The 25,612-nt window shown below is 65.2% G+C and carries 26 protein-coding genes; 9 read left to right on the plus strand and 17 right to left on the minus strand.

What is annotated here, in order from left to right:
- Nucleotides 1–639 carry an NrsF family protein gene (locus CO675_RS03635; RefSeq protein WP_097670614.1) on the plus strand — a complete coding sequence of 213 codons (639 nt, stop codon included), beginning with the start codon at nucleotides 1–3 and terminating at the stop codon, nucleotides 637–639.
- Here CO675_RS03635 and CO675_RS03640 read toward each other — a convergent pair.
- Nucleotides 636–1,742 (minus strand): DUF2336 domain-containing protein, encoded by a 1,107-nt coding sequence (locus tag CO675_RS03640; protein ID WP_097670907.1) that lies wholly within the window; start codon nucleotides 1,740–1,742, stop codon nucleotides 636–638. The genes CO675_RS03635 and CO675_RS03640 overlap by 4 nt on opposite strands.
- 61 nt (nucleotides 1,743–1,803) lie before the next feature.
- Entirely contained in the window at nucleotides 1,804–2,952 is a 1,149-nt protein-coding gene (locus CO675_RS03645) for a GGDEF domain-containing protein (RefSeq protein WP_097670615.1), read from the minus strand.
- A gap of 418 nt (nucleotides 2,953–3,370) precedes the next feature.
- On the opposite strand from CO675_RS03645, the gene CO675_RS03650 reads away from it, so the two are divergent.
- From CO675_RS03650 to CO675_RS03665, 4 genes are all read left to right on the plus strand, one after another.
- Entirely contained in the window at nucleotides 3,371–3,940 is a 570-nt protein-coding gene (locus tag CO675_RS03650) for a sigma-70 family RNA polymerase sigma factor (protein WP_035652535.1), read from the plus strand.
- Nucleotides 3,940–4,686: a hypothetical protein gene (locus CO675_RS03655; RefSeq protein WP_097670616.1), complete on the plus strand. Its 747-nt coding sequence runs from the start codon at nucleotides 3,940–3,942 to the stop codon at nucleotides 4,684–4,686. Before CO675_RS03650 ends, CO675_RS03655 begins: the two co-directional genes overlap by 1 nt.
- A 63-nt stretch (nucleotides 4,687–4,749) precedes the next feature.
- Nucleotides 4,750–6,384 (plus strand): S8 family serine peptidase, encoded by a 1,635-nt coding sequence (locus CO675_RS03660; protein WP_245452614.1) that lies wholly within the window; start codon nucleotides 4,750–4,752, stop codon nucleotides 6,382–6,384.
- A gap of 542 nt (nucleotides 6,385–6,926) precedes the next feature.
- Nucleotides 6,927–7,421 carry a TIGR03809 family protein gene (locus CO675_RS03665; RefSeq protein WP_097670618.1) on the plus strand — a complete coding sequence of 165 codons (495 nt, stop codon included), beginning with the start codon at nucleotides 6,927–6,929 and terminating at the stop codon, nucleotides 7,419–7,421.
- A 71-nt stretch (nucleotides 7,422–7,492) separates the two neighbouring features.
- Here the strand turns inward: CO675_RS03665 and CO675_RS03670 are convergent, their stop codons facing one another.
- On the minus strand, nucleotides 7,493–8,863 hold the full coding sequence (locus CO675_RS03670; RefSeq protein WP_097670619.1) for a TIGR03808 family TAT-translocated repetitive protein: 1,371 nt from the start codon (nucleotides 8,861–8,863) through the stop codon (nucleotides 7,493–7,495).
- Between the two features lie 491 nt (nucleotides 8,864–9,354).
- Between CO675_RS03670 and CO675_RS03675 the strand changes: the two genes are divergently transcribed.
- Entirely contained in the window at nucleotides 9,355–9,723 is a 369-nt protein-coding gene (locus tag CO675_RS03675; RefSeq protein WP_097670620.1) for a hypothetical protein, read from the plus strand.
- Between the two features lie 108 nt (nucleotides 9,724–9,831).
- On the opposite strand, the gene CO675_RS03680 is transcribed toward CO675_RS03675, so the two are convergent.
- From CO675_RS03680 to meaB, 4 genes are all read right to left on the minus strand, one after another.
- On the minus strand, nucleotides 9,832–11,028 hold the full coding sequence (locus CO675_RS03680) for a tetratricopeptide repeat protein (protein WP_097670621.1): 1,197 nt from the start codon (nucleotides 11,026–11,028) through the stop codon (nucleotides 9,832–9,834).
- Nucleotides 11,029–11,060: 32 nt separating this feature from the next.
- The gene (locus CO675_RS03685; RefSeq protein WP_245452615.1) at nucleotides 11,061–11,387 is read right to left on the minus strand and encodes a hypothetical protein; all 327 of its coding nucleotides are present in this window, start codon (nucleotides 11,385–11,387) and stop codon (nucleotides 11,061–11,063) included.
- 143 nt (nucleotides 11,388–11,530) lie between these two features.
- Nucleotides 11,531–12,178, minus strand: a complete 648-nt coding sequence (locus tag CO675_RS03690) for a pyroglutamyl-peptidase I (RefSeq protein ID WP_097670622.1) — start codon at nucleotides 12,176–12,178, stop codon at nucleotides 11,531–11,533.
- Nucleotides 12,175–13,167: a methylmalonyl Co-A mutase-associated GTPase MeaB gene (gene meaB / locus CO675_RS03695; protein ID WP_097670623.1), complete on the minus strand. Its 993-nt coding sequence runs from the start codon at nucleotides 13,165–13,167 to the stop codon at nucleotides 12,175–12,177. The genes CO675_RS03690 and meaB overlap by 4 nt, the downstream gene beginning before the upstream one ends.
- A gap of 158 nt (nucleotides 13,168–13,325) precedes the next feature.
- Here meaB and CO675_RS03700 point away from each other — a divergent pair, with 158 nt between their 5' ends.
- Nucleotides 13,326–13,796, plus strand: coding sequence for an SRPBCC family protein (locus tag CO675_RS03700; protein WP_097670909.1), 471 nt, complete (start codon nucleotides 13,326–13,328; stop codon nucleotides 13,794–13,796).
- A 14-nt stretch (nucleotides 13,797–13,810) separates the two neighbouring features.
- Here CO675_RS03700 and CO675_RS03705 read toward each other — a convergent pair whose 3' ends face one another.
- The 10 genes from CO675_RS03705 to CO675_RS03745 all read right to left on the minus strand — a co-directional run bounded on the left by CO675_RS03705 (nucleotide 13,811) and on the right by CO675_RS03745 (nucleotide 22,109).
- The gene (locus CO675_RS03705) at nucleotides 13,811–14,596 is read right to left on the minus strand and encodes a DUF3298 and DUF4163 domain-containing protein (protein WP_502693363.1); all 786 of its coding nucleotides are present in this window, start codon (nucleotides 14,594–14,596) and stop codon (nucleotides 13,811–13,813) included.
- Nucleotides 14,597–14,651: 55 nt separating this feature from the next.
- On the minus strand, nucleotides 14,652–16,808 hold the full coding sequence (gene scpA / locus CO675_RS03710) for a methylmalonyl-CoA mutase (RefSeq protein ID WP_097670625.1): 2,157 nt from the start codon (nucleotides 16,806–16,808) through the stop codon (nucleotides 14,652–14,654).
- Nucleotides 16,805–16,954: a hypothetical protein gene (locus tag CO675_RS40375; RefSeq protein ID WP_158231177.1), complete on the minus strand. Its 150-nt coding sequence runs from the start codon at nucleotides 16,952–16,954 to the stop codon at nucleotides 16,805–16,807. Before CO675_RS40375 ends, scpA begins: the two co-directional genes overlap by 4 nt.
- A gap of 49 nt (nucleotides 16,955–17,003) precedes the next feature.
- On the minus strand, nucleotides 17,004–17,474 hold the full coding sequence (locus CO675_RS03715; protein WP_074131308.1) for a GFA family protein: 471 nt from the start codon (nucleotides 17,472–17,474) through the stop codon (nucleotides 17,004–17,006).
- A complete protein-coding gene (locus tag CO675_RS03720; RefSeq protein ID WP_097670626.1) occupies nucleotides 17,471–19,345 on the minus strand; it encodes a methylmalonyl-CoA mutase subunit beta in 1,875 nt (624 codons plus the stop codon). The genes CO675_RS03715 and CO675_RS03720 overlap by 4 nt, the downstream gene beginning before the upstream one ends.
- 106 nt (nucleotides 19,346–19,451) lie before the next feature.
- Nucleotides 19,452–19,943: a 2-amino-4-hydroxy-6-hydroxymethyldihydropteridine diphosphokinase gene (gene folK, locus CO675_RS03725; protein WP_097670627.1), complete on the minus strand. Its 492-nt coding sequence runs from the start codon at nucleotides 19,941–19,943 to the stop codon at nucleotides 19,452–19,454.
- 4 nt (nucleotides 19,944–19,947) lie between these two features.
- Nucleotides 19,948–20,328 (minus strand): dihydroneopterin aldolase, encoded by a 381-nt coding sequence (gene folB, locus CO675_RS03730; RefSeq protein WP_097670628.1) that lies wholly within the window; start codon nucleotides 20,326–20,328, stop codon nucleotides 19,948–19,950.
- Nucleotides 20,325–21,185, minus strand: coding sequence for a dihydropteroate synthase (folP, locus tag CO675_RS03735; RefSeq protein ID WP_143278864.1), 861 nt, complete (start codon nucleotides 21,183–21,185; stop codon nucleotides 20,325–20,327). Before folP ends, folB begins: the two co-directional genes overlap by 4 nt.
- A gap of 88 nt (nucleotides 21,186–21,273) precedes the next feature.
- The gene (locus tag CO675_RS03740; protein ID WP_097670629.1) at nucleotides 21,274–21,681 is read right to left on the minus strand and encodes a DUF4332 domain-containing protein; all 408 of its coding nucleotides are present in this window, start codon (nucleotides 21,679–21,681) and stop codon (nucleotides 21,274–21,276) included.
- Between the two features lie 62 nt (nucleotides 21,682–21,743).
- The gene (locus CO675_RS03745; RefSeq protein ID WP_092127034.1) at nucleotides 21,744–22,109 is read right to left on the minus strand and encodes a hypothetical protein; all 366 of its coding nucleotides are present in this window, start codon (nucleotides 22,107–22,109) and stop codon (nucleotides 21,744–21,746) included.
- Between the two features lie 356 nt (nucleotides 22,110–22,465).
- Here CO675_RS03745 and CO675_RS03750 point away from each other — a divergent pair, with 356 nt between their 5' ends.
- Together CO675_RS03750 and CO675_RS03755 are read left to right on the plus strand one after the other, a co-directional pair.
- Nucleotides 22,466–24,085 carry a helicase HerA-like domain-containing protein gene (locus CO675_RS03750; RefSeq protein ID WP_097670630.1) on the plus strand — a complete coding sequence of 540 codons (1,620 nt, stop codon included), beginning with the start codon at nucleotides 22,466–22,468 and terminating at the stop codon, nucleotides 24,083–24,085.
- 98 nt (nucleotides 24,086–24,183) lie between these two features.
- Nucleotides 24,184–25,584, plus strand: coding sequence for a M20/M25/M40 family metallo-hydrolase (locus tag CO675_RS03755; protein ID WP_097670631.1), 1,401 nt, complete (start codon nucleotides 24,184–24,186; stop codon nucleotides 25,582–25,584).
- Nucleotides 25,585–25,612: the final 28 nt, after the last annotated feature.

Raw genomic sequence — 25,612 nt, forward strand, 5'->3', positions numbered from 1 at the left:
ATGGACACCGATCAACTCATTCGAACCCTGACCGCCGACAATGCCTATCGCGCGCGTCCTATCGGCCTGGCGCTGATGTTGGCGCTGCTGGCGGCGGCGCCGGTTTCGCTGCTGATCTTCTTCGCCGAGCTCGGCGTGCGGCCCGACGTGATGACCGCGATGCATAATCCGTTCTTCGACCTGAAGTTCGCGGTGACGCTGGCGCTCGCCGCCTCGGCGATCGCGGTCAGCTTGCATCTGTCGCGGCCGGAAGCCTCGCTGCGCAGCTTCGGCTGGTGGCTGCTGATCCCCGCCGGCATCCTCGTTGCCGCGATCAGCGGCGAGATGATGATGCCGCAGCGCACGCCGATGATGACGCGCCTGATCGGCAAGAACTCGGTGGCGTGCATGACCGCGATCCCCGCGATGTCGCTGCCGCTGCTGGTCGGCGCGCTGTACGGGCTCAGGCAGGGCGCGCCGGCGCGGCCTGCGGTCGCCGGCGCGGTGGCGGGCCTGCTCTCGGCAGGGCTCGCGGCCACGGTCTACGCGTCGCACTGCACCGATGACTCGCCGCTGTTCGTTGCGACCTGGTACACGCTGGCGACCGCGATCGTCGCAAGCGTTGGCGCGCTGATGGGAGCGAGGGCGCTAAGATATTAGGCCGCGGGCGCGGACTGCTGCATGCGATGGAAGCGCAGCACCTGCTGCGCGGTCGATGGCCGCAGCCGCTCATAGGTGTCCTTGCAGGCCTGCAAATCGGTCGGCTCACCGCCCGAGATGTCGTCGCGCAGATTGATGATCGACCGCACCGTCGACCATGACAGGCCCGAGACCTTGGCCAGGATCATCACGCCCTCGGCGCGGGTTTCGATCATCATGTTCTCGGCGATGCTGACCGAAACGTTGGCGAGCGCGGCAAGCGAGGCATTGGTCTCGTCGAACTTGCCGGCCTCGGCGAAGGCTGCGAGTTGGAATTCGTCGAGCCGGCCGTCCTGGTACAGCGACTTGACCAGCGCATGCGCGATCGTGGTGTCCGGCGTCACGGCGGCGGGCGCCGAGCGCGCGCGTCGCGTCGCCTCCTTGACCGCGATCGGAATTTCCTTGGCCTGCTGCGGGTTGGCAGCCTCGAGCCGCTGCCTGACCGTGTCCGAGGCTTTGGCCACCAGTTTGAGATAGAGATGCCGCGGGATGTTCGGGCGCAGGCCGACGCAGGTCGACAGATTGTCGTCGCCCTCGGCGCGGCTGACCAGCCGGGTGAAGCCGCGCTCGGTGAATTCCGCGCCGGGATTGTTGACCGCGCTTTGAATCACCTCGTCGTTGCCGCGCAGCACCAGCACGTCGGTGACGGCGCCGCTCAGCGTCTTGCGGTTGGAGATTGCGAGCAGGTGCGCCTGGCTCTTGCTGCGCGCGGTCTCGATCAGCGTGTCGTCGTCGAGCCGCGGCGACAATGTCAGCACGGGGCCCGCGACTTCGATCAGGTCGTCGAATGCAAGGGTACGGATGGTCTGCGGCGGCGCGGTGTCGATCGGGGCGAGGCGGTTGGCGAGCAGCGCCTTGGCCGAATTTTCGATGTGCTCGAGCAGGCATTGGAAGACATCGTCGAACAGCACGATCTGCTGGTCCGAATAGTTGACCGAGCCGTTGATGAAGAGGTCGGTCACGCGGCGCAGCGTCTCGACACGGCGTGCGACGGTGCCGTGCGCGAGCGTCGTCTGCAGCTCGTCGAGCAGACTTTCGGGGGCGGTCTCGGGCTTCGAACTCATGACTCTGTCCTGGAGCGGTGGCGACGGCTTCTCCGGCGCCAAATAGGGAAACGAAAGGAGGTTAGGCACTGGCGATGCGGTTGCGTCCCCTCGCCTTGGCTGCGTAAAGCGCGCCATCGGCGCGGGCGAGTAGCGTGTCGGAGTTTTCGTGCGGCTTGAGCGTCGTGACGCCGGCGGAGATCGTCACCTGCATGCCGGGCGAGAATGCGCTCCAGTCGAGACCGGCTATGATCGCGCGCAGCCGCTCGAGCGCGCGCATCGCCTGATCCTGCGACAGGTCGGGCAGCACCAGCAGGAATTCCTCGCCGCCGTACCGGCCGAAGCGATCGATGCTGCGGAGATTGGCGAACATGCCGATGGCGAAGGTGCGCAGCGCCTCGTCGCCGATCGGATGACCGTAGACGTCGTTGATGCGCTTGAAATGGTCGAGGTCGATCAGCGCCACCGCACAGGAGCTGCCGTTGCGGGCGCAGCGTGCGATCTCCTCCTCGAGCGTGCGCATGATGCTGCGGCGGTTGGAGGTGCCGGTCAATTCGTCGAGCTCGGCGAGCTCCTCGATGCGCCGGTAGGCCTCCTTCAGCTTCACCCCGCTCTGATACAACGATTGCTGCATCGAGCTCGAGAAGATGCCGAGATACATGCAGCGCCCGATCGTCAGCGCGAACACCAGCATGGTGGCGAGGCGGTCGATCCTGGTGCCGGTCGGCATCCCGATCGCCTTGTCGGAGCCGAGGAACAGCGCGGCGAGGCCCAGCACCATGATGGTCCAGACGATAGCGGTCTGGCGCGCCGAGGTACGCAGCGCGCCGAAGCCGAACACCACGAACAGGTTGCAGAGGAACAGCACGCCGACTTCCGGCGCGATGTAGGTGAACACCAGCAGGTTCACCATGTTGACGGCCGATTGCGGCGCGACCAAATAGTGGTCACGGAAGCGCTCGTGAAAGCCGCGCTCCGAGAGCAGCACATAGATGGCGACGAGGGAGAGGCCGGTCAGGGCGTAGCCGGCCGCCACCAGGACCGACGTGGTGCCGGCATGCGCGTAGATGAGCAGCACGACGGCATCGAGCACGAAGCAGGCGGCGATCATCGACTGGATCTGGCGGCGCTGCTTGGCCCGGCGAGCCAGGCGCTCGCGCGTCAGCCTGGGACGGCCGCTTTCCGATGCACCCGCGATCGGGCTGGGAAGTGACGACGCAGCGCTGCCCATGGTCTCGCCATTGCTGAAATCCGGCGAAAATCTAAGTGGGAAAGCCTTTAGGTTTGGTATCTTTCGGAACCGAATCTGCTCCGGTGAAACCCGGTCATCACCCTTGTTTCGTAAGGGGAATCCGTTCGCTGAGGCGGGCCGGGAGCGATCGGGGCGGGGGCTTGCGGCGGCGCCCGCTTTGCGACAGCGCTGGCTTGCCGGCAAAGCCTTGGTATGGTCGCGCCGGATGGTGCGAGTCCGCGAGAGTTTTCACTATTATGATACCGCTTATCGAGTCTCCGGCGATTTTCCCTCATCGGGATCGTCGACTGTGTCATAGATCACACATGCGGTGCGCACATTGCCGTAATGTGAAGAATCTTGCCTCTCGCGTCGAACCACGCACCACCCCCCTCAGACCAACTTTGCGAGACGGCCATTGAGCGCGACACAGGCGGCTTCAGACGAGGTTCTGATCGCTCGGATCGCTCAAGGCGACCGGCTCGCCATGCAGGTGCTGTACGGACGGCATCATGTCAGGGTGTACCGCTTCGGGCTTCGGCTCGTGCGGGACGAACAGGTGGCGGAGGATCTCATTAGCGAGGTCTTTCTGGACGTGTGGCGTCAGGCGGGCAAATTCGAGGGACGATCCGCCGTTTCAACCTGGCTTCTGGCGATTACCCGGTTCAAGGCGTTGTCTTCGCTGCGGCGAAGGAAGGACGCCGAACTGGACGATGAGGCCGCGAACGCGATCGAGGACACGTCCGACGATCCGGAAACGGTGGTGCAGAAGAAGGACACGGGTGCCACGCTGCGTAAGTGCCTGACGGGACTATCGGCGGAACACCGGGAAATCGTCGATCTTGTCTACTATCACGAGAAATCCGTGGAAGACGTCGCTGAGATCGTCGGGATTCCGGAGAACACCGTGAAGACGCGCCTGTTCTATGCGCGCAAGAAACTTGCCGAGTTGCTGAAGGCAGCCGGTGTCGAGCGAGGTTGGCCATGATGGCTGCGAGCAACAAGAAGGTGCAGGGTCAAGATCCTGACGATGTCGAGATGCTGCTGCCCTGGCACGCAGCCGGCACGCTGAACGCGCGTGACGCGCGCCGTGTCGAGGACGCGCTCGCTTCCGATCCGGAGCTGGCCAGGCAGTATGCCGTCATCCGCGAGGAATATGCCGAGACCATCGGGCTCAACGAGAGCCTCGGTGCGCCCTCGGCGCGCGCCATGCAGAAGCTGTTTGCCGCGATCGATGCCGAGCCGGAGCGCAAGCCGTCGGCGGGTGCGCGCGTGTCGGCCTCCGTCTCGGAGTTCTTTTCGAAATTGTCGCCGCGGACGCTGGCCTGGTCGTCCAGCCTCGGTGCGCTCGTGGTGCTGCTCCAGGCGGGCGTGATTGGTGCGGTGCTGATGCGCAGCGAGCCCGCCTCGTTCCAGACCGCCTCGCTTGATGCCGCCGAACAACGCAGTGTCCCCAGCGCGCCGAGCGCGGCCATCGCGCCCAGTGCGCCGATCACCCGCGACCTCGGCGCCAGCGTGGCGGCGGCGCCGACGCGGCTGTTGGTGCGTTTCACGCCGGATGCCAGGATCGCCGACATCACGTCGCTGCTCGACAACTACCAGGGCTCGATCATCGACGGTAAGGCCGGCATGTTCCGGTTGCAGTTCCGTGCGATGGACAAGGACAGCGTCGCGGCGCTGATTGCCCGCTTGCAGAAAGAGAAGATCGTCAGCCTCGCGGTCGAGACGCCGTAAAGGACGGCTGACGGTCTGCGCCGAGTTGAGGTCACCATGACCGCCAACCGCCGGACCCAATCGATGAACAGAGCGGCCATTGCGGCCGCGGTGTTGTTGCTGGTGTCTGTTGCCGGCTCGGCCTACGCCCAGAATTTCATGCGATCACCGATCGGCGGCCGTCCGCAGCTCTCGATCGGGCCGCGGGTCAATCCCGGCATCGGCAGGGCCGGAGGCGGGTTGGACGGCACGGCCGACCGCACGCCGCTCCACGGCCCGGCGACGTCGTGGACCGGCGATGGGCCGCGATCGAGCCTGCCGCTGCCCCGTGCGCGCGACGCCCCCCGTTTCTCTGCCGATTGCGACGACGGCACGCGCCAATGCGCTGGCCGGCCGGTCGCCGTCAACGGTGGCGGCAAGGGCGCAGCGAGGAAGGGTAAAGCCGGCGGCGGCAGCAGCCGCGCGCAGGACGTGGCGGCCACGCGAACCGTGCCGAACGAACTGGTGGCGGAGATCGATGGCACATTGAGCGAGACCCTGACCGACGCGCTGGCGGGGCGCCATGGCCTGAGACGGATCGCCTCGCAGAACATTCCGCTGCTGGGCGCGACGATCGGCCTGTTCCGCACCGCCGGCAATCGCTCCGTCGATGCGGTGGCGCGCGAGCTCGCGAGCGATAGCCGCGTCCGCTCCGTGCAGCCGAACTATCGTTACGCGCTGCAAGACCAAAAGCCCGCGGCCGGCGGCAGTGACCCGGCGCAATATGCCCAGACGCAGCTGCATCTGCCCGAGGCGCACCGGCTGGCGCGTGGCATGAACGTCACCATCGCCGTCATCGACTCCGGCATTGATGCCGCGCATCCGGAACTGGCCAACACGGTCGCGGATACCTTCGATGCGCTCGGCAGCAAGGATGGCCCGCATGCCCACGGCACCGCCGTCGCCGGCGTGATCGCGGCGCGCGTCAGGCTGACGGGGAGCGCGCCGGAAGTGCGGATTCTGGCGATCCGCGCCTTCGGCACGGCCGCCGGCGGCGCCGAGAGCACATCCTATGTGATCCTCAAAAGCCTCGATTACGCGGTGGCGCACGGCGCGCAGATCGTGAACATGAGCTTTGCCGGACCGCAGGATGCCCTGATCGCGCGCGCTGTGGCCGCAGCCGCGGCGAAGGACGTCGTGCTGGTTGCCGCGGCCGGCAATGCCGGCCCGAAATCGCCGCCGCTGTATCCGGCCGCCAATCCCGACGTGATCGCGGTCGGTGGCATCGATGCCGGCGAGCGGTTGATGGCGGCCTCGAACCGCGGCAGCTACATCGCGTTGGCGGCGCCGGGCGCCGATCTCCTCGTGCCGGTGCCGGACGGCAAGTACCAGCTGATGTCGGGCACCTCATTTTCGGCCGCGTTCGTCAGCGGCATCGCGGCACTGGTGCTGGAGCGCAGTCCGGCATTGAAGCCCGCCGAGGTGCGCAAGGTCCTGACCGGCACGGCCCGCGATCTCGGGACACCCGGACGTGACGATCTGTTCGGGGCAGGCGAGGCGGACGCGCTTGCCGCGGTGATGGCGGCGACCAATGCGCACGTCGCGGTGAGCGCGGACAAACCGTCGCAGCCTGCACAGGCAGCGGACGGCAATAACACTTCCGTGAGCCGTGCGTTGAATGAAGCCGCGCCATCGGTCGCATCGGACGATTCCGCGGCAAATCACCGTGCTGCGCAGTGATTTCTCGTGCCGGATGCCGTCAGCGGTGCGATGGAACCGGGCGGCGAAAAGGTTAAAAAAAACGCCGGCGATTTGAACGTCCGCCGTCCTCTCACGACTTATGTGTGTGGGAGCGGTTTATCCCTCCCCGGCTATATCAGGCGCGAGCGCCCATCCACCCCAAGCGCCCATATGGCTTTGACCCGTCCGGTTGTCCCCCCGGACGGGTCTTTCATTTTGGGGGCACCCTTGCATGACGCACCGGCCCGACGCGATCGCGCTACATGATCGCGATGGGATGCGCGCGACGGCGGCGGCGGTTTGCTGTGGATCGTTCGGCTGCGCGGCGTTCAGCGGCGACGCGCATCGTCACCATGCAAGTCGATGACTTGACGATGGTTCGGGCAACAAACTCCGTAGTTGAGCGGACTTCTTTCATCGCCCGTCCGCGATTAAGAATTTAGTTAGACTTTATTTACCTTTTCCACAGAATATCAGTGTCACGTCCAGTTGATTCGGTTCGGTTGCGTCTGCGTCCGTTTCTTTCCCTGCGGGCAAGTTGAATGACACATCGGACCGACGTGGCCAGAGGCCAGGAGATCGTTGCACGCTGGTGCAACCTCGCCGAGCAAAGGCTGGAGCACCTCAACGAGCTGTTCGAAACCGGACGCTGGCGCCGCTATCACAGCGAGCAGGCCTTTCTCGAAAACATCAGGGAAGCACGGGCCGCGGTCGACATCTGGCGGGAACTGCTGACCCGCGAGGCCTCGCTCGACAATTCGCCGATCGATCTGTCCTGGCTCGGCCGCGGCAAGTCGAAGCTGCCGCCGCCCGATCTCGCGCCGGTCTCGCAGCGCCGCTCGGAGACGGCGATACTGGCCGAGGCCGCAATGACCGCGGTCGCGGCCGCGATGGAAACGGTGGCCGAGGTCCTGGAGCAGCCGCCCGTTGTAGCCGACGCGCCGCCGCTGGAGATGCCGCCTCCGGTCATGCCGCCGCCGGTGCTCGATCTCGACACCATCCAGCGGCGCTATCCGTTGCTGCGCAACGCGCTGTAGGCCGACCAGAGCGTTTTCAAGCGAAGTGGCCTCCGGTTCGCGTGAAGAAAACGCGTCCGAACAACAATCTGTCAGCGCCGCACCGCGTTGGCGCCGACCACCAGCTGCGCATATTGCTGGGCGCCGCCCACTGACAGATCCGTCGTGATCGGGCGGGCGTGGTCGAGTCCGACCACTGCGCCGCGCGGGGTCTCCGAGATCATGTTGTTGTTGATCAGCGCGGAGCCTGCGCCCGGCACCACCGAGACGCCGATGCCGACGAGAGCCTTGCGCACGACGTTGCCCGATATCGCGACGTCGCGCAGATACTGGCCCCAGCCGGCGACGATGCCGAAGGTCGGCGCGTTCTCGATCACATTGCCGGTGACGGCGCTGTCGGCCTCGACATAGATGCCGATGCCGGCGCCGTCGTTCGGGTCGGTGCCGACAGGGCGTTTCGGCAGCAGATTGCGGATGATGTTGCCCTGGACCACCGCGATGCGGCCGCCTTCGTTGAAGTTGCACACGGAGACGCCGATCGCGGCGCCGTCGACCGTGTTGTTGGCGATGACGGCGGCCTCGAACGCGAACTCCGAGTAGAGCGCGACCTCGCGGACATTGCTGACGCTGTTGTCCGTGATGTGGATGTTGGAGGCCGAATTGCCGCGCACCGCCGAGAAGTCGCAGTTGCTGATGCGGTTACCGCGCACGATCACGTTGCCGGCGCGGAAGGCGTTGATGGCGTTGCCGTACTGTCCGGAGCCGCCGGGACCGGCCTTGATGTCCTCGATGCGGTTGTCGGCGACGATCGAGCCGTCATCGCCGATCGCGGTGCGCAGGATCTCGATGCCGTTGTCGCTGGTGCCCTTGATGGTGTTGCGCGCGACCATCAGACCGAGCGCGTCGAACGACACCAGAGCTGTGCTCGCGATGCCGGTGAAGATGTTGTTGCTGACGTCGCCCGACATCTGCTCGAACCAGATGCCGGCGCCGCCGCTGCCGGTGAACTGGCAATCGGTGATGCGGATGTCGCGGCCGGACAGGCAATGGACGAGGCCGCGGCGGGCCGGCAGCGGGACGTTTCCGCCGTCGAAGGCAAGGCCCATCAGGACGATGCCGCCGGCGCCTTCGCCTTCCAGCAGCGAGGCGCCGCCGTTGAACACCAGCCGGCTGGCGCCGCGGACGCCGATCAGCTGGCTGCCGGGCGCAAGCCGCAACAGGCCGGTGCGGTAGACGCCGGGCGGGAACGCCAGCGGCACCTGCGCGCGCGCGGCGTCATCGATCGCGCGCTGCAGATTGCGGGTCTGGTCGTCGGGGCTGCCCGGACGGACGCCATATTGCGTGACGTCGCGGCCGAGCGAGCCGGCCGATTGCGCGGCGCGCGCCGCATCCGGCGACATCGCAAGCGCGCCGGCGACGCCGGCGGCGGAGGCTCCGATCAGGTGGCGGCGGTTGACGTCCATGGGCGTGGCCCTCGCTGAAGGCGCGAGCGGTGACCTTCGTTGCCGATTAGGTAACGCGAAATGCGCCGCTGCCTGGTGAACATGCCGCCGCAGCCGGCTGTTTGTTGGCGGTAGGGTTAATCTCGGGTGCAGCAGGTCAGCGCGCGTCGCTAACGAGAGGTGACCTGCCTCGCAACTACGGGTGATGGCGAAGGAATTCCCGGCCGCAGGCGTGCGCTGCCAAAATATCGAAAACAACCCCATGCAAAGTAGGCTGCGGCTGCCGGCGTTCGACAAGGCAACTTGACACGTCGGGCAACTCAGGGGCATTATTCCAATATTCCGAAATCATGCACGCTCCTCACGCGCGACAGGTCGTGCGTGGAGGTTCCGCCATGCGTTGACGAGGATGCGCAGTTCGTAGGGTGGGCAAAGCAGCGCCAGCGTCGTGTTGAGCTCCCATTGCGGTCTGTGTAGTCGTGCGTTTTCAACTGTCCTAAGTCCGCAGCCCCATGAACCACTCGAACCCGGCACTGCTCATATTCCTCGCTATGATCCCCATGGGCGTGGTTTTGTTTGGAGGCTTGCAGCTCTTTTCCCATTACCTCTGCGATGTCAGGCTAGGAACCGCGGCCGTCGAATTTGTGATCCTCAAAAGATTTGTTGTTTGGGCGATCCCGCGCGATGAGATCATGAGATTTGAAAAGCTCTCTTTTTGGGAGGCAGCTTTCACCTGGGCCATTAATCTCGTGAACCGTCCGTTTGGGCCGTATGTTCTCCTTCATCGCGACCGGGGCATTTTTCGGAAAGTCATTGTGACGCCGAGGGATGCGGACGCATTTTGCGAGGCGTTTAGAGAGCAGTGGGCAACAACAGCTTGAGCCGCGTAGGCGCTTATGGCCCTGTCACTTCGGCACTTCGCAAGGGGGACGCCGGTTACCAATAACCACAATGGTCGCGCGCCTGACCGTCGTGCCGGGAACTCCGAGCTAACCCAGCGAGCGCTTCTCCAGAGCCACCGCGATCTTCTCCAGGGCGGCGTTCTTGCTCCGCATTTCGGCGAGCTCCCGATCTAGAATTCCAATCGTTCTCGGGCCGGACAACCACCCGCCTGCATGCGTGCCCGTTCGGCAATAACGCCAAACCCCGGTTGCCAGGAAGGCGGCAGCAACAAGCCATAGCAGCGCCTGACCCAGGCCGGAGTCCGTGAGGGCGCGACGGAAATCGCCTTTCAACAGGTACGCACCGGCGCGATTGCCGTAGGCGTCCCGGTCGTTCGGATCAAGCGCGATCATCTGATCGTAGTCGGCGATGGCGCGATCGTAGTCGCCCTTGGTTTGGTAAGCGTAGGCGCGGCTGAAGTAAGCGTCCCTGTATCGCGGATAAAGAGTGATCGCCTGGCTCAGGTCGGCAATGGCGCGATCGAGATCACCTTTCGCTTGAAATGCAGAAGCGCGGTTATAGTAGGCGAGCGCGTATTTCGGATAGAGAGCGATCGCCTCAGTCGAGTCTGCGATGGCGCGATCGAGATCACCCTTCGCCCGGTATGCAGTGGCGCGATTGTAGTAGGCGAGCGCATATTTCGGATCGAGCACGATCGCCTGGTCGTAGTCGGCGATGGCACGATCAAGGTCGCCTTTGGCCCAGTAGGTGTTGCCCCGCGCGATGAGGGCAGCGGTGTTATTCGCATTCAGTTGGAGGCTGCTGGTATAGTCCGCGATGGCACGGTCGTGGTCACCCTTGGCTTGATAGGCGTCGCCGCGCTCGCCGTATCCGACCTGCTTTCCATAGCGTGACAGACCGCTTTCGAACGCTTGGTTAGCGTCGGCTATCGCGCGGTCGTAGTCGTGCCGTTGGTTGTAGATATGCGATCGGTTGAGCAGCGAGTCGGCATCTTTCGGATTAATCCGGATCGCCTCAGTGTAGTCCTTGAAGGCGTGGTCGACACCATCGGCGGCGTTTGTCCATGACCAGGAGCAACCGCGTTGATAATACAGCCTGGACAGGTTCCCCTCGCTGTAGTCTCCGCTTTCGATCGCCCGTGTGCAGGCGGCGATCGTCGCGGCAGCGGTCTCCTTCGATCCTTTCAGGCACTCCTGTCGATCGTCAGCCGCCGCTGGCCGGCTGACGGCTGCGGCGAATGCCAGAGCAACTATCCAGAGAGGCGCGGACGTCCCGGAGCGCATGCCTTTCCTCCGCCGATACGCTAATGTTCGAGCTAACCCGGAGACGGCGAGCACTTTTCCAGAGCCGCTGCGATCCTCTCCAGCAATGCATTCGTGCGCCGGGATTCAACGACATGCTGCTCATAGAGATCGACCCAACTTGTTCCGGATGATGTGCGGGAATTCCTGCGCGTGAGCCAAATCCAGACGCTCATCAGCGCCAAGAATGGCAACCAGGACACAATCAGACCGATCGCCGAAGACGGCGAACCGCCGCCCGGCTTATTCATGAACGTGAACCATACGAGGAGAGCACCGACGAGCGCGACCCAGATCGCAACCAACAGAATCCAAGAGCGGGTTTTGGTCGTTCCGGCCACGGCAGTTCCCTTTGATAGGTTCAACGAGGCGCATGCTATCACTGGTTGATAGACGTTTCCCATGCCAGGCGCGGGCAGCCGTTGCCGTGTGGTTAGCCGTTCGTTGCAAGATCGATGAAAAGCTGTTCGAGGTCTGTCCGCGCTCACGCGCGTGCGGCCTGCCGGGTCAGTTTCACCAGCTCCAGCAGCATGGCTTCGCCGGCATCGACGAGCTGCTCCAGCGTGATGGATGATTTGCCTGATGCGGCCGTGCCGTCATGGGCGAGCGGCGGAACGTGGATGAATTGCGCGAGGTGCAGGCCGTTGTTCCTGTTCACCGCCTCGATCGCGCGCCAGCTCAGATAGTTGCAGAGATAACTGCCCGCGTCGCGCGACATCCGCGCATCGATGCCGGTCGCCAGCGCGGCACGCCGCAGCTTTTCGCCGTGCGGCCCGAACAGCTTCGCATCGGCGCCGCCTGCGATCGATCCCTTGCGCGCATGCTGGCGGCCGGCATCGGGGAAGCGCGTCGTCACCGCATTGCGGGCGCGGCTTTCGATCCGAAGATATTTGGTGCGGCCGGCGAGGCCGAACATCAACAGCGCCTGCGGGCGATGCCGTGCGATCAGCTCAGGCAAGTCGCGATCGACGGCAGCATAAGTGACGTCGAAGATGTGGCTGGTCAGCGCGACGTTGTCGAAAGCCGGGCGGCGCAGGGCGATCAGCCGCTTCACCAGTGGCATGGTCGGGTTGAACGGCGCACCCGGGAACGGCCCGAAGCCGGTGACGAGGATGCGCAGTCTGCCGCTCAATGCAGCATCTCCGCGATCTGCTCGGCGGCGACCGCGGGCGAGATGCGGCCGCCGGCGACCTCGGCCTCCATCTTCTTCACCCTGGCGCGGATCGCAGCGTCGCTGCGCAGCCGCGCCATCATCCGGCCTTCCAGCATCGACCACATCCACTTCACCTGCTGCTCCCTGCGGCGAGCCTCGAATTCACCCGAGGCGTTCATCGCGGTGCGGTGATCGAGGATCTTCTGCCACAGCCGGTCGAGCCCGGCACCCGTCAGCGCGGAATAAGTCTCGACCGGCGGATGCCAGTGCTCGGAGCGCGGCGCCAGGATGTGCAGCGCGCTGCGATAGTCGGCGGCGGCGAGGTTGGCGCGCTTGAGGTTGTCGCCGTCGGCCTTGTTGATCGCGATCATGTCGGCGAGCTCGACGAGGCCCTTCTTGATGCCCTGCAATTCGTCACCAGCGCCCGGCAGCATCAGCGCCAGGAAGAAGTCGGTCATGTCACAGACCGCAGTCTCGGACTGCCCGATGCCGACGGTCTCGACCAGCACCACGTCGAAGCCGGCGGCCTCGCACAACAGCATCGCCTCGCGGGTCTTCGCCGCGACGCCGCCGAGCGTGCCGGAGGACGGCGAGGGGCGGATGAAGGCCTGGTCGGAGACGGCGAGCCGCGCCATCCGCGTCTTGTCGCCGAGGATCGAGCCGCCGGTGCGCGCCGAGGAGGGATCGACCGCCAGCACTGCGACCTTGTGACCGCGCTCGATCAGGAACATGCCGAGCGCATCGATGGTGGTCGACTTGCCGACGCCGGGCGAGCCGGTGATGCCGACCCGCACCGCCTTGCCGGTGTCGGGCAACAGCGCCTGCACCAGCTCGCGCGCCGCCGCCTGGTGGTCGCTGCGCCTACTCTCGACCAGCGTGATCGCCCGCGCCAGCGCGGCACGGTGGCCGGCGCGGAGCTGCTTGGCGAGGGCGTGGATGTCGGGAGAGGCGGGCTTCGGCGAGGTCATGGCCTTGGTTTACAACGGCTACCGGTTGCAGGCGAGGGCGGAGTCCGCGCTCATCCCAGGTCAATCGCGGGATCGGAAATCGGGTGGGCGCGCCCGATGCCATGCGGTTGATCAGGGCGCGTTCCGCATCACCGCGGACCGACATTCCGGAGCCTGCCATGACCCGAGCCTATTACAGCACCGTTCTCGACCATCCGCTCGATACCGTGTGGTCGCTGATCCGCGACTTCAACAATTACCCCGCCTATATCGACGGCGTCAGCGAAAGCGTGATCGAGGACGACAAGCGCGGCGACCAGGTCGGTGCTGTCAGGCGCTTCTGCTATCTCGGGCTTTGGGTCAGGCAACGCCTTGCCGGTCACTCGGACACGCAGCACTCGCTGACCTATGCCAGCATCGAGCCGCTGCCGTTTCTGTCGGATGCCGGTTCGGTCGCGCCGCAGCCGACCCATTACGAGGGCACGATGCATCTGCTGCCGGTCGTCGAAGGCAACCGCACCTTCATCGAATGGTCGGTCAAGCTCGACACGGCGCCTGCTGACGCCGATCGCTGGCACAGCCAGTTCCAGGCCTGGATTCCGGACTGGACCGGTTCCCTGGTCAGAGCGCTGGCGCGTCAGCCAGGCTGAGCCTGCTGAAGCGGCTATTGCGGCTGATCGTCCGCGTCGGCCTTCGGCCGTGTGCCGCCGAAGATCCTGGCGCCTTCCGGCGTCAGATACGGCTTCAGTGTCTCCCACGGTACGAAGATCACATACTGGCCTTCGGCGTAGGGGCCGACAGCATAGGGCGGGTAGTGGAAGGTGAGGCCGGAGCTCTTGCCGGCTTCTGTCGACGGCGCGAGCGTCACGGCGCCGATCTTGAGCAGGGTCGGCTTCAGCTCCTTGTACCATTCGGCGGTTGCGGTCTCGCCGGCGCCGCGCCGCTTCTTCTCGGCATTCAGCGCTGAGACGATCGCCTTGCGCATCGCCGTCAGGGTCGCCCCGTTGTCGGCGGTTTCAGTGAAGAACGGACGGACGCTGATGCGCTTTCTTGCCGTCGTATCCCACAGGATGGTGTTGACGTCGGTGTTCGGATGCGCGCCGAGCGTGTTCATGTAGTCGTCGCGCAGCACGCTGACATAGCGGTCGTCGACGATCGAGCGCACCGAATATTTGCGCTCGAATGAATAGCCGCCGCGGTCCTTGAAGAGATCAGGCTCTTGCTTGCGGTCGGCCGCAGCCTCCACGGCGTTCTTGTCGATCCACTTCCGGCCCTCGGCGAGGCAATCGGCCGCCAGCGCGCTGTCTGCCTTGATCTTGTCGTCGAGGTAGACGTTGGCCTCGATGCTCGCATTCTTGATCGTGGCGTCTGGCTTGGGGTCGGCGGCGTGAGCAGGAAGCCAGAGACATGCCAGCAGGCCGGCAAGACCCATGATGCGGGCAGGCGTCATCGAGCAAGCGGCGCGCATTGAAAACTCCGAGTGAGGGAGGGCGAATGCGGCAGCGTTACTCCGCCGCCTCGCTATGGCCGAGCCGCGTGTTGAGCTTGCGGATCAGCTCCTCGGCGGCATCAGAGATCACGGTGCCGGGCGGGAAGATCGCCTCGGCGCCGGCGGCATAGAGCGCATCGTAATCCTGCGGCGGCACCACGCCGCCGATGATGATCATGATGTCCTCGCGGCCGTGCTTCTTCAGCGCGGCCTTCAGTTCCGGCACCGCGGTGAGATGGGCTGCGGCGAGCGAGGAGACGCCGAGAATGTGGACGTCGTTCTCGACCGCCTGCCGCGCGGCTTCGTCGGCGGTTGCGAACAGCGGCCCGATGTCGACGTCGAAGCCGACATCGGCGAAGGCGGATGCGATCACCTTCTGGCCGCGGTCATGGCCGTCCTGGCCGATCTTGGCGACCAGAATGCGCGGGCGGCGGCCCTCGGCCTCCTCGAAGGCGTCGATCAGCGCCTGCACCTTTTCGACCTTGTTGGACATGGCCGCTGCCTCTCGCTTGTAGACGCCGGTGATGGATTTGATCTCGGCACGGTGGCGGCCGAACACCTTTTCCATGGCGTCCGAAATCTCGCCGACGGTGGCTTTCGCGCGCGCGGCGTCGATCGCCAGTGCCAGCAGATTGCCGTTGCCTTCGCCCGCCGAGCGGGTGAGCGCGGCCAGCGCCGCATCGACGTCCTTCTGGTTGCGCTCCTTCTTGAGCCGCGCCAGCTTGTCGATCTGCAGCCGCCGCACGGTGGAGTTTTCCACCTTCAAGACGTCGATCGGCCGCTCGTTCTCCGGCTTGAACTTGTTGACGCCGATCACCGCCTGGCGGCCGGCATCGATCCGCGCTTGGGTTTTCGCGGAGGCTTCCTCGATTCTGAGCTTCGGCACGCCGGCCTCGATCGCCTTGGCCATGCCGCCGAGTTCCTCGACCTCCTGGATGTGACCCCAGGCCTTGGCCGCGAGATCGCGGGTCAGCCGCTCGACATAATAGGAGCCGCCCCAGGGATCGATGATGCGGTTGGTGCCGCTCTCCTGCTGCAGGAACAGCTGCGTGTTGCGGGCGATGCGCGCCGAAAAATCGGTCGGCAGCGCCAGGGCCTCGTCGAGTGCGTTGGTGTGCAGCGACTGGGTGTGGCCCTGCGTTGCCGCCATCGCCTCGATCGTGGTGCGCATCACGTTGTTGAACACGTCCTGCGCGGTGAGCGACCAGCCCGAGGTCTGGCAATGCGTGCGCAGGCTGAGCGAGCGCGGGTCCTTCGGGTTGAACTGCTTGAGCAGCTTGGCCCACAACAGCCGCGCGGCGCGCATCTTGGCGACTTCCATGAAGAAGTTCATGCCGATCGCCCAGAAGAAGGAAAGGCGAGGGGCAAAACGGTCGACGTCGAGGCCCGCGGCAAGCCCGGCGCGCAGATATTCGACGCCGTCGGCCAGCGTATAGGCGAGCTCGAGGTCCTGCGTCGCGCCGGCTTCCTGCATGTGGTAGCCGGAGATCGAAATCGAATTGTATTTCGGCATCCGCTGCGAGGTGTAGGCGAAGATGTCCGAGATGATCCGCATCGAGGGCGTCGGCGGATAGATGTAGGTGTTGCGCACCATGAATTCTTTCAGAATGTCGTTCTGAATGGTGCCCGACAGTTTTTCCGGCGGCACACCCTGCTCCTCGGCGGCGGCGACGAACAGCGCGAGGATCGGCAGCACCGCGCCGTTCATGGTCATCGACACGCTCATCTGGTCGAGCGGAATGCCCGCGAACAGCGTGCGCATGTCGTAGATGGAATCGATCGCGACACCGGCCATGCCGACGTCACCGGAGACGCGCGGATGATCCGAGTCATAGCCGCGGTGGGTGGCGAGGTCGAACGCGACCGACAGGCCCTTCTGTCCGGCGGCAAGGTTGCGACGGTAGAAGGCGTTGGAATCCTCCGCCGTGGAGAAGCCGGCATACTGCCGGATGGTCCAGGGCTGGTTGACATACATGGTCGGGTAGGGGCCGCGCAGATAGGGTGCGATGCCGGGCCAGGTCTCGAGGAAGTCGATGCCTTCGAGATCGGCCTCGCCGTAGACGGACTTCACCGGGATGCCCTCGGGCGTCAGCCACGGCTCGGCGCTCGCGCCCGGCATGGCCGTAGCAACGGGCTGGAAGGCGACATCGGCGAAATTGGGAATGCGGGTCATTCCTTGGCTTCCTCAAACTGGCGATTGCGTTCGATCAATCGCTGTAGATTCTTCTCGGCGGCATTGCGCCGGCGGCCGCCCACGAGAACATGCATCAATACCTCGACGAACATCTGAAGAACGAATTCGAAGAGAACTTGCAACATGGGCCAATCCTAACATGACCGGAGTCGATGATAAGCGGGCGTAACATTGTCAGTCATGGTCCGGATGCTGATGGCTGACGATGGTCGCCATCTTCTCCGGTCCGTAATTTTGCATCGTGGTCTGGCTCGGCAGGTTAGCGATCCCGACCACCCAGCCGTGGCGGGACTCGGTTCCGAATTGCTGCGTCGGGATCACCCGGTCGGGCCGGTCGAAGGCGCCGGTCATGATCTCGATGCGGGGACCGTCGATCCGCCGGAAGCTGAGCGGCGTGCCACAGGCGGCGCAGAAGTCGCGCTCGGCGATCGAGGAGGATTTGAACGCCGCCGGCTTGCCCCGGGTCCAGGCGAAATCCTCCTTGTTGATGTCGGCGAAAGAGGCGAACGGCGCGCCGGAGGCCTTTTGGCACATCCGGCAGTGACAGATGCTGACGCGGTTCGGTGCCGCGGACACCGCAAAGCGCACGGCGCCGCACTGGCAACCGCCGGTCAGAACGGGTTTCGCTGGTGCCTCTGCCGTCATGCCTGCTCCATCCGCCGATAGGCGTCGCGCAATGTCGCCAGCGCGTCACCGCCGGCGAAGACGAACTCACCGATGCCGGCCGCCCGGAGCGCGGCTTCCTGGTCGCCGGGCCGCCCTGCCAGATAGATATGCCTTGCTCCGGCGCCGTGAAGGGCCTTGGCGGCCTCAATGGCGCTGGCGGCATAGACCTTATCCGAGGAACAAATGCATGCCATCGCGGCGCCGGAGGCCTTGAAGGCCGCGGCGACCGCCGCCGCGTCGGCACAGCCCTCGTTGTCGATGGCTTCGATCCCGCCGGTCTCGAAGAAGCTTTTTGCAAATGTGGCGCGGGCCGTGAAATCCGCCGGCGTGCCCAGGTTGGCGAGGAAGATTTTCGGCCGCGTGCCATGGGCCTTCAGCGCGGCGTCGGACTTGTCGCGCAGCGCCTCGAACGGGTCGGCGAGCCGCATCGGCGCGAGGGCATCGAAAGTGACCTTGGCGCCGGCGGCGGACACCGGCGCTGTCGGCTTCACATCCAGGACCGCGAGGTTGGCCTCGTGCAGGTTCGGGAATTCGCTGGCGCCGGTCAGCACGTCGCGCCGCTTCGCCACGTTCGCTTCGCGCTGGGCCCGCGTCGCGGCGACCTTCTGTTGCAGCAGCCCTTGCTCGAGCGCGGCGAAGACGCCGCCGGCCTTCTCGATCTCCTGGAACAGCGTCCACGCCGCCTCGCAGAGCTGTGAGGTCAAAGTCTCGATGCCGCCGGCGCCGGCCGCGGGATCGGAGACCTTGGCAAGATTGGATTCATCGAGCAGCACGAGCTGCGTGTTGCGCGCCACGCGGCGGGCGAAATCGTCCGGCAGGCCGAGCGCCAGCGTGTGCGGCAGCACGGTGATCGCATTGGCGCCGCCGAGCCCGGCGGCAAAGGTCGCGATCGTCGCGCGCAGCATGTTCACGTTGGGATCGCGCTGGGTCAGCATCCGCCAGGCGGTCTGCGCATTGACGAAGATCGGCTTCGGCGTGAGGCCGCAGGCCTGCTCAACCCGCGCCCACAGCAGCCGGAGCGCGCGGAATTTCGCCATGGTCAGGAACTGGTCGGCATCGGCGCTGAGCCGAAACGACACGGCTGCGCGCGCCGCGTCGAGATCGAGCCCTGCGGCTTCCAGCATGCGCAGATAGGCGAGCGCGGTTGCGAGCGTGAAGGCGAGTTCCTGCACCTCGGAGCCGCCGGCATCGTGCACCGGCCGGCCGTCGGCCAGCACGAACGGCCCCTTGAAGCCGCGCTTGATCAGGCCGTTGACGACCTGGCCGAACGACTTCTCGTAATTGGGCCAGGCGATGGCCGCTGCACCGCGTACCGCAATCGTGCCGAGCGCCTGGTAATTGAAATGCAGGTCGAGCTTGGCCGGATCGAGCTTGCGGGCCTCGACCATGTCGGCAAACGTCTCGCCGGCGTTCTCGCGTCCGATCACCGGGTTGAGCGCGATCATGATCCCGGCATCGAGATGGACGCCGCCGCAGGCCCGCGCCAGCGTCTTCTTGCTGGCATCGGAAAGACCGAAGCCGCGCGCGCCGGGACCGCCGGCGAACTCGAATTCGAGGCCCGTCGCTCCGTTCTCGAGATCCTGCAAGGCCTGCGCATTGGCCGCTGCGGCGTCGGGATGATCGACCCGCTGCAGGATCTGCCAGGGAGCGGCGGCGGCGCGGCCCGGAAGCGGGCTTGAATTGGTGGCGCGGCGATAGATCGGATCGATCCTCAAGCCATCATAGGTCTTGCCGACCAGCTTCTCGAACGGCGCGCCCTTCAGCACGCCGTCGACCAGCTTGCGCCAGTCGTCATAGGTCGCCGGTGCAAAATCCGAAGCCAGAGCCAAATTGTCAGTCGAGGTCGCCATCCGCCCAAATCGTCCTTCACCGGCCCCGCGAGGGCGCCCTTGATTTGGCCGGAAATTGCCACGGGCGGGCGGCCAAGCCAAACTTTTGTTTGCGGCCGTCGGGCTTTTAATCGAGGTCCGCTAGACGGAAAATACCGTCCGTCGAGACCCCCGCCAGCGCATCCGCGACGCGGCGCCCGGCGATGACGCGGTCGGGAACGATCTCGGCCAGCGGCACCAGCACGAAAGCGCGCTCGAACAGACGCGGGTGCGGCAGCGTCAGTTCCGGCTTGTCGAGTGTGATGTCGTCATAGGCGATCAGGTCGAGGTCGAGGGTGCGGGGTCCCCAGCGCTGCTCGTTCTTGCGGTCGCGGCCGAATTTGCTTTCGATCTTGTGCAGCGTGAACAGCAGCGCGTGCGGATCGAGGCTGGTGTCGATCTCGATGCAGGCATTGATGAAGCTGTCCTGCTGCGCTTCGCCCCAGGGCGGCGTCGAATAGTCCGACGAGCGCGCCAGGAGCGCCGCCTGCGTCATGCCGCAGATGTTGGCGATCGCCTTGCGAAACGTCGTGCGGACGTCGCCGACATTACCGCCGAGTGCGATCAGGACGTCGGCCATCGGTTCAACCGTGCGGCGGCGGATGCCGCGAGCGGGTCAGTACCACGCCGACATCGTCGAAGATCGCGGCGATCGGCGCATGCGGCTTGTGCACGGTGACCTTGACCGCCCTGACACGCGGGAAGCTCGCCAGGATGTCCTCGGCCACCGCGCCGGCGGCGCGCTCCAGCAGCTTGTAGTTGGTGTTCTTGAACGCCGACGTCGCGGTCGCCACCACGTTGGAATAGGATACCGTGTCGGAGAGGCGGTCGGTGCGCGAGGATTCCGAGAGGTCGGTGTAGAGCTCGAGGTCGATGACGAAGCGCTGCCCGACCTCGGTCTCATGTTCCATCACGCCATGACGGGCATGGATGACGATCCCGGTGATGAAGATCGTGTCGGTCATTGCTGTCCCTCGATTGCCGCGGCCACCCGCAGCGCCTGAACGGTTTCCGCGACGTCGTGCGCACGGATGATGCGGGCGCCATGCTGCGCAGCGATCAGATGTGCCGCGATCGAGCCGCCGATCCGCTGTTGCGGCTCCGAGGCCACGACCGTGCTGATGAAGCGCTTGCGCGATGCGCCGACCAGCACCGGCAGGCGGAACGCGTTGAGCTCGGCGAGCCGCGCCAGCGCCAGCATGCTCTGCTCCTGGGTCTTGCCGAAGCCGATGCCGGGATCGAGCACGATCCGGTCGGACGCAATACCGGCGCGCGCCGCGATCTCGAGCGAGCGTTCGAAGAAGGCCGTGATGTCCTGCATGATGTCGATCGCCGGATCGACCTGCTCGCGATTGTGCATGACGATCACGGGCACGCCGCGCGCGGCGACGAGCGGCGCCATGCCGGCATCGCGCTGCAGGCCCCAGACGTCATTGGCGATCGCCGCACCCTGGTCGAGCGCCCAGGCCACGACCTCCGATTTCATGCTGTCGATCGAGACCGGCACGCCGAGCGCGACCACCTCGGCCAGCACCGGCTCCAGCCGCGCCATTTCGGCCTCGGCGGTGACCGGCTGCTGCGAGCCGTAGGGGCGGGTCGACTCCGCGCCGATGTCGATGATGTCGGCGCCCTCGGCGATCAGCCTGCGGGCCTGCGCCAGCGCCTGTTCGGGCGCGATGAACTGGCCGCCGTCGGAGAACGAGTCCGGCGTCACGTTCAGGATGCCCATCACCGCCGGATAGGGCCGCGACAGCAGCGCCGGCAGCACCGCTGATGCGGCCGGGCCGGTCACCGCCGATGCTATGGGCCTGGTTGCCATCATGCGGTGGCTTTGCGCTGACCGCAGCGGCAAGTCAAGGTGCCGCGGCGATGCGCGGCGCCGGTGCGGTTAAGGCAGGCTAATAGTGATGCTAATAGGTGATCTTGAGCGGCAGCTTGCGTGCCTGTTCGATCAGCAACTCGACCGATTTTTCTGACGGCATTACACGGACGAGCTTACGGCGCACATTGGCGTCCTTCATGCTCTGCGCCAGCCGCGACGGGTTGCGCTGCGCGAGCTCCCGCACGGTGGTGACGCCGGCGGCGCGCACCAGCCCGACCTTCGCCTTGCCCATGCCGGGAATCCGCATGTAGTCGGAGATGTTGGCCCATTCGAGCAATTGTTGTTCGCTGATCCCGGTCTTGGCGGAGAGCGCCTTGCGTCCCTTGACGGTGCGGGCGGCTTCAAGCAGCGCGTCGGTCGTGCGGATACCCTGCGATTTCAGTTTGGTGGCGCAATAAGCGGACAGGCCTTCGATCTCGGAGAGGGGGTATGTCATGATACTCGTATGCAGGTAACAGGTAGAAGGGAGCGCGCGCGCAGGGGCGTTGGGAAGGTGCTTCAGGCAAACTGGCTGAGGCCCGGTGTCCCCGAGATGATCTCGCCCATTTGATCCGCTCCGATTTTGTCGCGGCCGAACCTGAAAAGTTCACGCGCGACGTTCTGAATTTCACCCATGCTCAGGCCAAGCGCCATCAGCCGGGTGCCGACAGCCATCAGGCCGCCGCCCATCAACCGCGATAGACCACCGCTGTTGTTGGAGGCGGCGATTGCCGCTTCGGCGCCGGGGATTTGGTCGATCAGAGCCTGGACTTTGTCGGAAGGTCCCTCGTTACGGAGGAAACCCAGAACGATGCCGATGGTTTTTTCAGCGACAGCGCCATCAATGCCGGCCTTCGCGGCCAGCTGTCCAACCAGTTCATCCATCTTGCCCCGCCTCAACCGGACTTTGCCGGGTCGTTCTTCGGAATTTATCTTGAGCGCCTGTGTCACGAAATACAAGCGATCCGCGCATTTCAGTTGGTTTTCTTTTTCGATCGCGTCGTGACTGTGGCCTCGCTGCAAGAGTGAGCGGCGGATTCACACCATCTTGTCGCAATGCGCAATGCCTTTCGTCACTTCGCCGGGAATAAAATATGAGGAACCAGTGGCGCGACAATATACGTCAGCTTGCGGTGACGGTTTCAATCGACCGGCAAGATGCAATATGATGGCACTGGTTCGAGTGTCGCACCGGGTGCGATGATCGAAACGATCTAAAATCTGCGCGAAGAGGCGAAGCGATGGCGACCTCCGACAACAAGTCGGCCGATACCGACGAGAAGATTTTTATCGGCAAGGGTGAGGAGCCAGCCTGGCTGACGCTGGCGCTGGCCAACCGGCATGGCCTCGTCACCGGTGCAACCGGAACCGGCAAGACCGTCTCGCTTCAAGTCATGGCTGAAGGATTTGCGCGCGCCGGCGTTCCGGTTTTCGCAGCCGACATCAAGGGCGATCTCTCCGGTATCTCCGAGGTCGGCGAGGCCAAGGACTTTATCGTGAAGCGCGCCCAGCAAATGGGCTTGACCTTCCAGCCCGATCAATTCTCGACGGTGTTCTGGGACGTATTCGGCGAGCAGGGCCATCCGGTGCGCGCCACCGTCACCGAGATGGGGCCGCTGTTGCTGTCGCGAATGCTCGATCTGAACGACGTGCAGGAGGGTGTGCTCAACGTCGCCTTCCGGGTCGCCGACGAGAATGGCCTCGCGCTGATCGACATGAAGGATCTGCGCGCCCTGCTCGATGCGATCGCGCCCGACAGCAGCAAGAAGGGCGCCGACGACGGCGAAGATCCGCTGGCGTCGATCCGCAAGGCTGCGCAGAGCTACGGCAATGTGTCCAAGGCGACGGTCGGAACGATCCAGCGCCAGCTGCTGGTGCTCGAGAACCAGGGCGGCGCGAAGTTCTTCGGCGAGCCCGCACTGACGCTGAAGGATTTCATGCGGACCGACCGCGACGGCCGCGGCATGGTTAATATTCTCGTCGCCGACAAGTTGATGCAGAGCCCGCGGCTTTACGCCACGTTCCTGCTCTGGATGCTGTCGGAACTGTTCGAGGAATTGCCGGAGGCCGGCGACCTGCCGAAGCCGAAGCTGGTGTTCTTCTTCGACGAGGCGCATCTGCTGTTCACCGACGCGCCGAAGGCGCTGATGGACAAGATCGAGCAGGTGGTGCGGCTGATCCGCTCCAAGGGCGTCGGCGTCTATTTCGTCACGCAGAATCCGATCGACGTGCCGGACAAGGTGCTGGCGCAGCTCGGCAACCGCGTGCAGCACGCGTTGCGTGCCTTCACGCCGCGCGACCAGAAGGCGGTTGCCGCCGCCGCGCAGACCTTCCGGCCCAATCCGAAGCTCGATACCGCGCGGGTGATCATGGAGCTCGCCAAGGGCGAGGCGCTGGTCTCGTTCCTCGAGGGCGGCGGTACGCCGTCGATGGTCGAGCGCGTGATGGTGCGGCCGCCGTCGGCGCGGATCGGGCCGATCACGCCGGAGGAACGCAAGGCGATCATGGATGCGAGCCCGGTGAAGGGCAAATACGATACCGCGATCGACGCCGAATCCGCCTACGAGATCATCCAGAAGCGTCTCGCCGACACGGCGACGCCGGCAGGCGGCACGGGCGGCGAAGGCGGCGGTATCCTCGGCCAGATCGGGGCCATTGCCGCCACGATCTTCGGCACCAATGTCAAGCGCGGCCGGCTCTCGACCGGACAGGTGATCGCGCGCAACGTCACGCGCTCGGTGACCGACAAGGTGGTCGGCGGCGTGGTCGCAGATCTCGGCAAATCGGTCGGTGGCTCGGTCGGCGGCTCGATCGGTCGCGCATTGGTGCGCGGCGCGCTCGGCGGAATCCTGCGCAGGTAGCATCGCGATCATCCGGCCGGAACGGGCGACCGGCTTTGCCTTCGGCGGCCGGCGCGCTACAACGTCGGCAATCTCCAAGCAAAAAAGGGATATCAGCGATGTCCAACGCCAAGCTGCAGCCCGTCCTCGACCGTATCGACGCCGATTTCGACAACAGTCTCGAGCGGCTGTTCACGCTGCTGCGGATCAAATCGATCTCGGCCGATCCGGCCTTCGCCAATGACTGCAAGGCGGCTGCCGATCACCTCGCCAAGGATATCGCAACCCTCGGCTTCAAGACCGAGGTGCGCCCGACCGCCGGCCATCCGGCCGTGGTCGGCAAGCTGAACGGCGCGACCGACGGGCGCCCGCATGTGCTGTTCTACGGTCACTATGATGTGCAGCCGGTCGATCCGCTGAATCTCTGGCACCGTCCGCCGTTCGAGCCCGTGGTGACCGACCACGCCGACGGGCGCAAGATCATCGTCGCGCGCGGCGCCGAGGACGACAAGGGACAGCTGATGACCTTCGTCGAGGCGTGCCGGGCCTGGAAGGCGGTGACGGGATCGCTGCCGATCGACATCACCATCATCGTCGAGGGCGAGGAGGAGATCGGCTCGAAGAATTTCGTGCCGTTCCTCGAAGCGAACAAGGCCGAGCTCAAGGCGGACTTCGCGCTGGTCTGCGATACCGGCATGTGGGATCCGAACACGCCCGCGATCACGACCTCGCTGCGCGGCCTGGTCTATGACGAGGTCAAGATCAAGGCCGCCAATCGCGACCTGCATTCCGGCGTGTTCGGCGGCGGCGCGCAGAATCCGATCCGCGTGCTGACGCGGATCCTCGGCGGCCTGCATGACGAGAACGGCCACATCACCATTCCCGGTTTCTACGACGGCGTGAAGGATCTGCCGTCGGACATCCTGGCGCAGTGGAAACAGCTCAATCTGACCGCGGACAGCTTCCTCAAGCCGATCGGGCTGTCGGTGCCGGCCGGCGAGAAGGATCGGCTCCTCATCGAGCAGGTCTCCTCGCGGCCGACCTGCGACATCAACGGCATCGTCGGCGGCTATACCGGCGAGGGCTCGAAGACGGTGATCCCGGCGGAGGCGTCGGCGAAGGTCTCGTTCCGCCTGGTCGAGGGGCAGGACCCTGAGAAGATCCGCCAGGCGTTCCGCGACTATGTGACGGCGCGCGTGCCGGCGGATTGCAAGGCCGAGTTCATCGACCATTCCTCTGCGCCGGCGATCGCGCTCGACTGGAACATGAAGCCACTGGCTGCGGCCCGTCGCGCGCTGACCGACGAATGGGGCAAGGAGGCGCTCCTGGTCGGCTCCGGCGCCTCGATCCCGATCGTCGCCGACTTCAAGCGCACGCTCGGCCTCGACAGCGTGCTGGTCGGCTTCGGGCTCGACGACGACAACATCCATTCGCCGAACGAGAAGTACGACCTCAAGAGCTACCACAAGGGCATCCGCTCCTGGGCGCGGATCCTGGCGGCCTTCGCCGACGCCAAGTAGCGCTACGGGCCGAACGCAAAAACGCCGC

The sequence above is a fragment of the Bradyrhizobium sp. C9 genome (assembly GCF_002532045.1).
GTDB lineage: Bacteria > Pseudomonadota > Alphaproteobacteria > Rhizobiales > Xanthobacteraceae > Bradyrhizobium.